General features: G+C 69.9%; 9 protein-coding genes. 2 read left to right on the forward strand and 7 right to left on the reverse strand.

Annotated elements, in window-relative coordinates; translation table 11 throughout:
* Window positions 1-49: 49 nt before the first annotated feature.
* Window positions 50-1,075, reverse strand: coding sequence for an RluA family pseudouridine synthase (locus ACODT0_RS28000; RefSeq protein WP_057597451.1), 1,026 nt, complete (start codon window positions 1,073-1,075; stop codon window positions 50-52).
* Window positions 1,076-1,089: 14 nt separating this feature from the next.
* On the opposite strand from ACODT0_RS28000, the gene ACODT0_RS28005 reads away from it, so the two are divergent.
* Entirely contained in the window at window positions 1,090-1,893 is an 804-nt protein-coding gene (locus ACODT0_RS28005) for an outer membrane protein assembly factor BamD (protein WP_057597452.1), read from the forward strand.
* Between the two features lie 80 nt (window positions 1,894-1,973).
* Here ACODT0_RS28005 and ACODT0_RS28010 read toward each other — a convergent pair whose 3' ends face one another.
* Both ACODT0_RS28010 and ACODT0_RS28015 read right to left on the reverse strand, forming a co-directional pair.
* A complete protein-coding gene (locus tag ACODT0_RS28010; RefSeq protein ID WP_261210919.1) occupies window positions 1,974-4,136 on the reverse strand; it encodes an ATP-dependent DNA helicase in 2,163 nt (720 codons plus the stop codon).
* On the reverse strand, window positions 4,133-4,336 hold the full coding sequence (locus ACODT0_RS28015) for a YdcH family protein (protein WP_057597458.1): 204 nt from the start codon (window positions 4,334-4,336) through the stop codon (window positions 4,133-4,135). Before ACODT0_RS28015 ends, ACODT0_RS28010 begins: the two co-directional genes overlap by 4 nt.
* A gap of 114 nt (window positions 4,337-4,450) precedes the next feature.
* On the opposite strand from ACODT0_RS28015, the gene ACODT0_RS28020 reads away from it, so the two are divergent.
* Window positions 4,451-5,218 (forward strand): PP2C family protein-serine/threonine phosphatase, encoded by a 768-nt coding sequence (locus ACODT0_RS28020; RefSeq protein WP_261210920.1) that lies wholly within the window; start codon window positions 4,451-4,453, stop codon window positions 5,216-5,218.
* 31 nt (window positions 5,219-5,249) lie between these two features.
* On the opposite strand, the gene ACODT0_RS28025 is transcribed toward ACODT0_RS28020, so the two are convergent.
* The 4 genes from ACODT0_RS28025 to odhB form a co-directional block, all read right to left on the reverse strand.
* A complete protein-coding gene (locus tag ACODT0_RS28025; protein ID WP_057597454.1) occupies window positions 5,250-5,915 on the reverse strand; it encodes a hypothetical protein in 666 nt (221 codons plus the stop codon).
* The gene (zapE, locus tag ACODT0_RS28030) at window positions 5,912-7,009 is read right to left on the reverse strand and encodes a cell division protein ZapE (protein WP_057597455.1); all 1,098 of its coding nucleotides are present in this window, start codon (window positions 7,007-7,009) and stop codon (window positions 5,912-5,914) included. The genes ACODT0_RS28025 and zapE overlap by 4 nt, the downstream gene beginning before the upstream one ends.
* Before the next feature lie 75 nt (window positions 7,010-7,084).
* Window positions 7,085-8,515 (reverse strand): dihydrolipoyl dehydrogenase, encoded by a 1,431-nt coding sequence (gene lpdA, locus ACODT0_RS28035; RefSeq protein WP_489042828.1) that lies wholly within the window; start codon window positions 8,513-8,515, stop codon window positions 7,085-7,087.
* 16 nt (window positions 8,516-8,531) lie between these two features.
* The coding region (gene odhB, locus ACODT0_RS28040; protein WP_489042829.1) for a 2-oxoglutarate dehydrogenase complex dihydrolipoyllysine-residue succinyltransferase at window positions 8,532-9,464 on the reverse strand (933 nt) is incomplete at its 5' end.

Here is a 9,464-nt window from a genome sequence, read left to right on the forward strand (position 1 = left end):
GCAACGCGGGGCCGGCACCAAGCGGCCGGCGCGGCGGCCCTGGAGGCCGTCAGGCGCGATTGTAGTCCAGCCCCCAGGCCCGCAAGGCCTCGGCGAGATCGGCCGGCACGGGCGAATGCAGCGCGATCGGGGCCTGCGTGACCGGATGGACGAAGGCCAGCCGGAACGCGTGCAGCGCCTGCCGCGCGAGGCCCGCGGCGGGCGTGCCGCCATAGAGCGTGTCGCCCACCAGCGGATGGCCGATCGATGCCATGTGCACGCGGATCTGGTGCGTGCGGCCGGTCTCGAGGGTGCAGCGCACCACGCAGCCGCGCTCCTCGCTGTCCAGGCGCTCGATCAGGGTGCGGGCGGTCTTGCCGGCGTGCTGCTGCAGGTCGACCACCGCCATGCGCAGCCGGTTGCGCGGGTCGCGGCCGATGGCCGCGTCGACCTGGCGCGCGGCCGGGCCGGTCCAGGGCTTGTGGCCCAGCGCCAGGTACTGGCGCTTGACCTCGCGCGCGGCGATCAGCGCCACCAGCGCGTCCATGGCGGCGCGGGTGCGCGCGACCATCATCAGCCCGCTGGTGTCGCGGTCGAGGCGGTGCACGATGCCCGCGCGCGGCAGCAGCAGCGCCTTGGGATCGAGCGCGAGCAGGCCATTGAGCAGCGTGCCGCTCCAGTGGCCCGGGGCGGGATGCACCACCAGGCCGGCCGGCTTGTCGATCACGCGCAGGTGCTCGTCCTCGTAGACGGTGACGATCTCCATCGGCTCGGGCCGGAAGGCCTGGCTCTGCGGCGTGGGGCGCAGTTCGATGCGCCCCGCCTGCCCGGCCCGCACGGCCGCCGAGGCCTTGGTGGCGGCACGGCCCTGCAGCTCGACGGCGCCGGCTTCGATGAGCTGCTGCAGGTAGCTGCGCGAGAACTCGGGAACCAACGCGGCCAGCGCGCGATCCAGCCGCAGTCCGTGCTGCGCGGGGTCGACGACGAAATCCCGCCACTCGCTGGCTTCAGACGGATCGGCGCCCTCGTCGAGCTCGGCCGCCTCCGGGGAGTTGTCGCGGGGGTCGGTCGATATAATTGAGGGCAACTGTTTCACGAAAGCCGCATGTGATGATTCGCGCCAAATTATCGGTCCCAGCCTGGATGGCGCTCAGCGCCCTCGCGCTGCTCGCCGGCTGTTCGAGCACCAAGGACGACAAGACCGCGACCTGGAGCCCCAACCGGATCTACGCGGAAGCCAAGGACGAAGCCGGTTCCGGCGCCTACGACAAGGCCGTGCCGCTGTACGAGAAGCTCGAGGGCCGCGCCGCCGGCACGCCGCTGGCGCAGCAGGCGCAGCTCGAGAAGGCCTACGCCCAGTACAAGGGCGGCGACAAGGCCGCCGCGGTCTCCACCATCGACCGCTTCCTGAAACTGCACCCCGCCAGCCCCGCGCTCGACTACGCGCTGTACCTCAAGGGCGTGATCAACTTCAACGACGACCTCGGCATGTTCGCGTTCCTCACGCGCCAGGACCTGTCGGAGCGCGACCAGAAGGCGGCCAAGGAATCGTTCGAATCGTTCAAGGAGCTGGTCACCCGCTTCCCCGAGTCGCGCTACACGCCCGATGCGCGCCAGCGCATGAACTACATCGTGAACTCGCTCGCCCAGTACGAGGTTCACGTGGCGCGCTACTACTACTCGCGCGGCGCCTACCTGGCGGCCATCAACCGCGCCCAGAGCGCGATCGCCGACTACCGCGAAGTGCCCGCCGTCGAGGAAGCGCTCTACATCATCGTGCGCTCGTACGACGCGCTCGGCATGAACGACCTGCGCGACGACGCGCAGCGCGTGCTGACCTCCAACTACCCGCAGAGCACCTACCTGACCCAGGGCTTCAAGACCAAGGACGATCCCTGGTGGAAGATGTGGTGATCGCAACGGCCAGCCATCTCGGCTGACCCCGCATCCAAGCCCGATGGCGCGAGCCCTCGGGCTTTTTCATTGCGCGCGCGTCAGTCCTGCACCGGCACGCTCAGGTCCGCGATCGCCGCGTCGAGATCGGCCTCGGTCTCGAGCCGCCGCATCGGCGGCAGCGCACCGAGCAGGCGCCGGCCATAGCCCATCGCGACCAGGCGCGTGTCGCAGATCACCAGCACACCGCTGTCGGTCTCGCGCCGGATCAACCGCCCCGCCCCCTGCTTGAGCGCCACCGCGGCCTCGGGCAGCGAGTAGTCGCCGAACGAGCTGCGGCCCTGCGCCTCGAGCCGCTGCGAGCGCGCCTCGACCAGCGGATCGTTGGGCGGCGGGAACGGCAGCTTGTCGATCACCACCAGCTGCAAGGCATCGCCGGGGGCGTCGAAACCCTCCCAGAACGAGGCCGAGGCCACCAGCACGCAGCCGGGCCGGCCCATCGTGTCGCCCTCGCGGAAGCGGTCCATCAGCACCCGCTTGGGCAGTTCGCCCTGCACCAGCACCTCGGGCCGCCGCTCGATGCCCAGGCGCTCGATCTGCTGGCGGATCTCGTCGCCCACGGTGCGCAGCGCGCGCAGCGTGGTGGTCAGCACCAGCGTGCGGCCGCCGAGCGCGCCGGCGCCGCGCGCGGCCAGTTGCGCCACGCGCAGGCTGTGCGAGGGCTCGTTGGGCTTGGGGAAGGCGCGCGGCACGTAGAGCGCGGCCTGCGCGGCGTAGTCGAAGGGACTGCGCACGCGCAGCACCTCCGCGTCCTCAAGGCCGCAAGGTTCGGTGAACCAGCGCAGCGTGGGATCGTCGCCCAGCGTGGCGGAGGTGAAGACCCAGGCGCGGCGACGGCGCTCGGCGGCCGCTGGTTCGGGCTCGTGCGCGCGCGACGGCTCCTCGTCATCGTCATCGCCGCCGCCCTGCGCATCGAGCCAGGCCTCGTAGTCGTCGACGGCCTCGCGAGCGCCGGGCGCCGGCGCCTCGTCGTCGCGCGGCTTGGCGATCTTGAGCACGCGCGTGCGCATCGCCTCCGCGATATCGAGCGGCGACTCCACCAGCCGCAGCTGCGTGCCCACGTCGACCCAGCGCACCGACTCCGGCGCGCAGGCGCGCGCGAACTTGGCGGCGCGCTTCGCGAGCTCGCGCGCGCGCTCGAGCAGCCGCACGAAATCGGGCGACAGCTCGCTCACGGTGTCGAGCCCTTCGGCCGCTTCCTCGAAGGCGATCTGCAGCGTGTCGAGCGCGCCCTGCCATTCGTGCTCGCCGATGCCCTCGGGCGAAGGCCCGGCCCAGCGCAGCTTCGCGCCCGGCCACTGCTTGCCCACCGCCAGCCGCAGCTCGCGCGCCGCGCGCTCGAGCCCGGCCACGATGCCTTGCCAGTCGACCAGGCCGCGCGCATGCGTGAGGCCGGCCGCGAGCACGTCGCGCGCGAAGTCGAGTGCCTGCCCGGTGCCGAGGTTGGTGCCGAGGAACTGCACGCCGGTCTCGTTGAGCTGGTGCGCCTCGTCGAACACCACCACGCTGACGCTCGGCAGCAGCTCGGCCATGCCGGTCTCGCGCACCGCGAGATCGGCGAAGAACAGGTGATGGTTGATGACCACCACGTCGGCCGCCAGCGCCTCGCGCCGCGCGAGGTTGACGTGGCAGGGCTTGAACTGCGGGCACTGCGCGCCCAGGCAGTTCTCGCGCGTGGAACTCACCAGCGGGATCAGCGGCGAGCGCTCGTCGAGCCCCGGCAGTTCGGCCAGGTCGCCGGTGCGCGTGGCCTTGGACCATTGCTCGATCTTCGCCAGCGTGCGCAGGCTGCCGCGCTCCGGCAGCGAGGCATCGTGGCGCGCCATGTCGAGGCGATGCAGGCAGAGATAGCTGCCGCGGCCCTTGAGCAGCGCGGTGCGCACCGGCAGGCCCAGCGCCTCCACCAGCCGCGGCAGGTCGCGGCCGAACAGCTGGTCCTGCAGCGCCTTGGTGGCGGTCGAGAGCAGCACGCGCTCGCCGCTCAGCAGCGCGGGCACCAGGTACGAGAAGGTCTTGCCGACGCCGGTGCCGGCCTCGACCACCAGCATGCCGCCCTGCTCGATGGTGCGTGCCACGGCCATCGCCATCTCGGTCTGGCCCGAGCGTTCGCGGAACTGCTCGGCCGCGCGCGACAGCACGCCGCCCTCGGAGAAAGCTTCGAGCACCTTCGATGCGAGCGTGTCTTCCAGGCCCACGGCACTCATGCCGGCTCCTTCGGATCGATCGCGTTCTCGAGCCGCACGATCTGGTCGCGCAGCGCGAGGCGGCGCTTCTTGAGGCGGCGCAGGAGCAGCTCGTCCTGCGGCACGACCTCGCTCAGGCCGTCGATGGACGCATCGAGATCCGCATGCTCGATGCGCAGCTCGATCAGCTGGCGGGAAAGGGAGTGGAGATTCGAATCCAACGTGGGAGGAGCGAGCGCATCTTCTGCGCGGCCCGGGCTCGTGTTCATTCGATAATACGTCGTGACACGAACTCCAGAGAAGACAGGCGGCGCTGCATTGGCGCATTCGCGCTCATGACCCAAGGCTTTCGACTCGTTGCCGCCACCGGCCTGCACAAGGGCGACCGCCCCTACCAGCAGGACCAGGTGCTGCTGATCGCGCATCCGCGCACGCCGGGCTGCGTGCTCGCCGTGGTGGCCGACGGCATGGGCGGACGCAGCGGCGGGCGCAAGGCCTCCGACCAGGTGCTGATGACGGCGCGCCAGCTGTTCGCGCGCTACAACCCCGCGCGCGACCAGGCCGAGGCGCTGCTGCGCCAGCTGCTCGAGGACGCGCACACGGTGATCAAGCTCACGGCCGTGTCGAGCGAGCAGGAACCGCACAGCACGCTGGCGGCCTTTCTCATGAACCCGAACGGCGATTGCGCCTGGATCCATGCGGGCGATTCGCGCATCTACCATTTCCACGACGGCCGGCTGATCAAGCGCACGCGCGATCATTCGTACGTGCAGACGCTGATCGACCGCGGCGAGATCACCGAGGCCGAGGCCAACGTGCATCCGCAGGGCAACATCCTGCTCGGCTGCCTGGGCATGCGCTCGACACCACCGCCGATCGCGCCCGACCAGGTGCCGAGGATGCAGCCCGGCGACCTGCTGATGGCCTGCAGCGACGGCCTGTGGCACTACTTCACCCCCGAGGAGCTCGCGAGCGTGCTGCATGCGCAGCCGCCGCGCGATGCGGTAGAGATCCTGGTGGGCGAGGCGCGTCGCCGCGCGCATGGCACCGGCGACAACATCTCGATCGCGGTGCTCAAGCTCGAGCCGCTGCCGGCGGCCTGAGATCCGCGGCCCGCGGGCCGCCGCGCGGCGCTCAGGGCTTCGGCGCGGCCGGTTCGGCCGGCGGCAGCGGCGCGCCACGCGGCTTGGTGCGGCTGGCGTTCTGCCGCTCGCGGCTGGCGCGGTGCTCCTCGGCCTTGCGCTGCTTTTCCTCGTAGCGCTGGACCTGCTCGGGCGCCTCGGCCCGGCGCTGCGCGGCCTTGGCCTGCTCGGCCGCCTGGTTGCTCTGCTTCTGGTCGAACTGGCGCTGGCGCTCGGGCGCCTCGGCGGCCGTCGCGGCACGGCCCTGCGCATGGTCGGCCGCACGCTGTTCGCGCTCGCGCTGGTTCTGCATCGACTGCTCGCGCTGCTGCGCGGAGTCCTGCGGGCGCTCGGTGGCCTTCTTCTCGTCGAGCTTGCGCAGCTCGGCGGCGCCGCGGCGCTGGCGCTCGATGTCGTTGATCGAGGATTCCTGGCGCTTGATGTGGTCGGTCTCGGTACGACGGCGCGCGCGGCTGTCGCGCAGGCAGTCCTCGACCGCGAACTTGGCGTAGCAGGCCTTGCGTTCGCCCTGGTAGCGCGCCTCGATGGCGGCGCGCTCGGAGGCCAGGCGGCTGCGCTCGGCCTCGAGGTCGGCGGCGCCGGCGGCGGCGTTGGACTGGGCCCAGGCGGGCAGGCCGGCCAGCAGCATCCACAGGGCAAGGACGAGGGTTTTCTTCATGTGAGGCGAGTGTCGACGATGCGGCGTTCCAGCGCGAGGAATTCGGCCGACTGCATCTCGTTGAGCCGCGAGACCGTGCGCGGAAACTCGTGCGCCAGCGGCCCCTCGGTGTACAACGCCTCGGCCGGCACCTCGGCCGACATGATGAGCTTGACGCGGCGGTCGTACAGCACGTCGACCAGCCAGGTGAAGCGGCGCGCCTCCGAGGCCATGCGCACCGGCATGTGCGGCACGTCGGACAGCAGCACGGTGTGGAACTGGCTCGCGATCTCGAGATAGTCGTTCTGCGAGCGTGGCCCGCCGCACAGCGTCTTGAAGTCGAACCAGACGACGCCGCCGGCCTTGCGCCGCGCGCGGATCTCGCGCGACTCGATGTGCAGCACGGGGTTCTCGTCGGCGGTCTCGGCCAGCTTCTCGAAGGCCTTGCGCATCTCCTTCTCGGTCTCGCCGTCGTTCGGCGTGAGATACATGCGCAGCTGCTCCATGGTGCGGCGCCGGTAGTCGGTGCCGTTGTCCACGCTGAGCACCTCGAGCTTCTGGTTCAGCAGCTCGATGGCGGGCAGGATGCGGTCGCGGTGCAGCCCGCCGGGATAGAGGTCGTCGGGCTTGAAATTGGAAGTGGTGACGAAGCCCACGCCGTTCTCGAACAGCGCCACCAGCAGGCGATGCAGGATCATCGCGTCGGTGATGTCGGCGACGTGGAACTCGTCGAAGCAGATCAGCTTGTAGCGCTTCGAGATGCGCAGGCCCAGCTCGTCGAGCGGGTTGACGGTGCCCTGCAGCTCGCGCAGCTCGCGGTGCACCTCGCGCATGAATTCGTGGAAGTGCAGGCGCGTCTTGCGCCGCAGCGGCACGGCATTGAAGAAGAGGTCCATCAGGAAGCTCTTCCCGCGCCCCACCCCACCGTACATGTAGACGCCGCGCGGCAGCTCGGGCCGGTTGATGAGCTTCTTCAGCGCGTTGGAACGCTGCGACTTGTAGGCCGCCCATTCCGTGGCGCAGCGGTCGAGCGCCTCGACGGCCCGCATCTGCGCGGGATCGCTCTTGAACCCGCGCGCCGCGAGTTCCGCTTCGTAAGCCTGTTTGACGCTCAAGGGAGGGGGGTGCTCAAGGGTTGAATGGCCGCGGGCGGCCCGCGAAGGGCCGCCCGCGGCGTGCTCGCCGCTGGATCAGAAGTTCAGCGTGCGCTTGTCGACCGCGAGCGCGGCTTCCTTGGTGGCTTCCGACAGCGAGGGGTGCGCGTGGCAGATGCGCGCGATGTCCTCGGCACTGGCCTTGAACTCCATCGCCACCACGGCTTCGGAGATCAATTCGCTGGCCTGCGGGCCGACGATGTGCACGCCCAGGATCTCGTCCGTGGCCGCGTCGGCCAGGAACTTGACCATGCCGGTCGTGTCGCCGAGCGCGCGCGCGCGGCCGTTGGCCAGGAACGGGAAGGTGCCGGCCTTGTAGGCGCGGCCCGAGGCCTTGAGCTGTTGCTCGGTCTGGCCGACCCACGCGATCTCGGGGCTGGTGTAGATCACCCACGGCACGGTGTTGAAGTTGACATGTCCGTGCTGGCCGGCAATGCGCTCGGCCACGGCCACGCCCTCTTCTTCCGCCTTGTGCGCGAGCATCGGGCCGCGCACCACGTCGCCGATCGCCCACACGTTCGGCAGGCTGGTCTTGCAGTCGTCGTCCACGGCGATGGCGCCGCGCTCGTCGAGCTTCAGGCCCACCGCCTCGGCGTTCAGGCCGATGGTGTTGGGCACGCGGCCGATCGAGACGATCAGCTTGTCGACCTCGAGCGTCTGGGCTTCGCCCTTGGCGTTGGTCCAGGCCACGCTCACGCCGTTCTTGCCCGACTTGATCTCGCCGACCTTCACGCCGAGCTCGATCTTCAGGCCCTGCTTGTCGAAGGCCTTCTTGGCTTCCTTGGCGATCTGCTCGTCGACCGCGCCGAGGAAGGTCGGCAGCGCCTCGAGCACCGTGACTTCCGCGCCGAGGCGGCGCCACACCGAGCCCATCTCGAGGCCGATGACGCCCGAGCCGATCAGGCCCAGCTTCTTCGGCACCGCGCCGATGCGCAGGGCGCCGTCGTTCGAGAGGATGTTCTCCTCGTCGAAGGCCGCGCCGGGCAGCGCACGGGCAGTGGAGCCGGTGGCGACGATGATGTGCTTGCCGGTGATGGTTTCCTCGGCGGCGCCGGCCACCTTGATGTCGTAGCCGGCGTCGCCGGACTTCTCGAACGAACCACGGCCGTGGAAGAAGCTGATCTTGTTCTTCTTGAACAGGTACAGGATGCCGTCGTTGTTCTGCTTCACGACCTGGTCCTTGCGGGCCAGCATCTTGGCGAGGTCAATGCCCAGGCCCTCGACCTTGATGCCGTGGTCGGCGAAGTGGTGGTTCGCCTGCTCGTAGTGCTCCGACGACTGCAGCAGTGCCTTCGAGGGAATGCAGCCGACGTTGGTGCAGGTGCCGCCCGGTGCCGGGCCGCCCTTGCCGTTCTTCCACTCGTCGATGCAGGCGACGTTGAAGCCGAGCTGCGCCGCGCGGATGGCGGCGATGTAGCCGCCGGGGCCGCCGCCGATGACGATGACGTCGAATTGTTTGTTGGCCATCTGTTCGTGCCTCCGATCAGATGTCGAACAGGAGGCGCGACGGATCTTCCAGCGCTTCCTTCATGGCGACCAGGCCCAGCACGGCTTCGCGGCCGTCGATGATGCGGTGGTCGTAGCTCATCGCCAGGTAGTTCATCGGGCGGATGACGATCTGGCCGTTCTCGACCACGGCGCGGTCCTTGGTGGCGTGCACGCCGAGGATCGCGGACTGGGGCGGGTTGATGATCGGGGTCGAGAGCATCGAGCCGAAGGTGCCGCCGTTCGAGATCGAGAAGGTGCCGCCGGTCATCTCCTCGATGCCGAGCTTGCCTTCCTGGGCCTTCTTGCCGTACTCGGCGATCTTCTTCTCGATGTCGGCGAAGCTCATCTGGTCGGCATTGCGCAGGATCGGCACCACCAGGCCGCGCGGCGAACCGACGGCGATGCCGATGTCGAAGTAGCCGTGGTACAGGATGTCGTTGCCGTCGACCGAGGCGTTGAGCACCGGGTACTTCTTGAGTGCATGCACCGCGGCCTTGACGAAGAAGCTCATGAAGCCGAGCTTGACGCCGTGTTCCTTGGTGAAGGTGTCCTGGAAGCGCTTGCGCAGGTCCATGACGGGCGCCATGTTGACCTCGTTGAAGGTCGTGAGGATGGCGTTGGTCGACTGCGACTGCAACAGGCGCTCGGCGATGCGCGCGCGCAGGCGGCTCATCGGCACGCGCTGCTCGGGGCGCTCGCCCAGGTCCGGCGCGCTGGTGGGCGCGGCGACCTGCGGCAGCGCGGGCTTGGCGGCCGGCGCGGGGATCGCGGCGGGCGCGGCCTTGGCGGTGGCACCCGAGGCCACGGCGCCGAGCACGTCGCCCTTGGTCACGCGGCCGTCCTTGCCGGTGCCGGCGACGTCGCTGGTCTTGAGGTTGTTGTCGGCCAGCAGCTTGGCGGCCGCGGGCATGGCGACGTCGGACTTGGC

It is taken from the genome of Variovorax sp. FG153 (genome assembly GCF_057809595.1).

What these genes read in the sequence shown, in the direction of transcription:
- ACODT0_RS28020 (WP_261210920.1), top strand. Translation starts at nt 4,451, where the DNA reads ATGACCCAAGGCTTTCGACTCGTTGCCGCCACCGGCCTGCACAAGGGC.
- lpdA (WP_489042828.1), bottom strand. Translation starts at nt 8,515, where the DNA reads ATGGCCAACAAACAATTCGACGTCATCGTCATCGGCGGCGGCCCCGGC.
- ACODT0_RS28005 (WP_057597452.1), top strand. Translation starts at nt 1,090, where the DNA reads ATGATTCGCGCCAAATTATCGGTCCCAGCCTGGATGGCGCTCAGCGCC.
- ACODT0_RS28010 (WP_261210919.1), bottom strand. Translation starts at nt 4,136, where the DNA reads ATGAGTGCCGTGGGCCTGGAAGACACGCTCGCATCGAAGGTGCTCGAA.
- ACODT0_RS28025 (WP_057597454.1), bottom strand. Translation starts at nt 5,915, where the DNA reads ATGAAGAAAACCCTCGTCCTTGCCCTGTGGATGCTGCTGGCCGGCCTG.